This is a genomic window from Salinicola endophyticus, from assembly GCF_003206575.1.
Taxonomy (GTDB): Bacteria; Pseudomonadota; Gammaproteobacteria; order Pseudomonadales; family Halomonadaceae; genus Salinicola; species Salinicola endophyticus.
Genome location: NZ_PZJO01000015.1, coordinates 1 through 680 on the forward strand (window position 1 = coordinate 1; position 680 = coordinate 680).

A 680-nucleotide genomic window follows, 5' to 3' on the forward strand; every position below is an offset into this window, starting at 1 on the left:
TGGCCAGCGGCCAGACTGTCAAAGTCCGTCCCTGGCGTGAAGGTGTAGCTGCCGTCGCTGTTGAAACTCAGCGAACCGTTGTTGTCGCCAACACCATTGACCAATTGATAACTCTCGACCGTGCCATCGACATCGGTCGCGGCAGGCACATTGCCTGCCAGCACTTGGTTCTCATCGAGGGTCTGGGTATCAGCCTTGGCCACCGGCAGATCGTTGGTACCGGTGACGGTGATAGTGACCGTCTGCGGGGCGCTGACACCGCCGTCGTTATCCGTGGCGGTGTAGGTGAAGGTGACATTGCGACTTTCACCCACCGACAAGCCGTCGAAGTCCGTACCCGGGGTAAAGCTATAGCTGCCGTCGCTGTTGAAGCTAAGGCTACCATTGCCCTGACCCAAGCCAGACGCGAGCTGATAGCTCTCCACCGTGCCATCGACATCGGTGGCCGCCGGGACACTACCTTCGAGTATCTGGTTTTCACCCGTGCTCTGGGTGTCGGCCTTGGCGACTGGCAGGTCATTGGTGCCAGTGACGGTAATGGACACCGTCTGCGGCGCACTGACGCCGCCATTGTTGTCAGTGGCGGTGTAGGTGAAGGTGACGTCGCGACTCTGGCCAGCGGCCAGGCTGTCGAAGTCCGTCCCCGGCGTGAAGGTGTAGCTGCCGTCGCTATTGAAGCT

1 protein-coding gene is annotated in these 680 nt (G+C 60.4%); it reads right to left on the reverse strand.

What is annotated here, in order from left to right; translation table 11 throughout:
• Positions 1–680, reverse strand: a 680-nt coding sequence (locus DOM66_RS19320) for a tandem-95 repeat protein (protein ID WP_157959109.1), incomplete at both ends; no start/stop codon positions are given.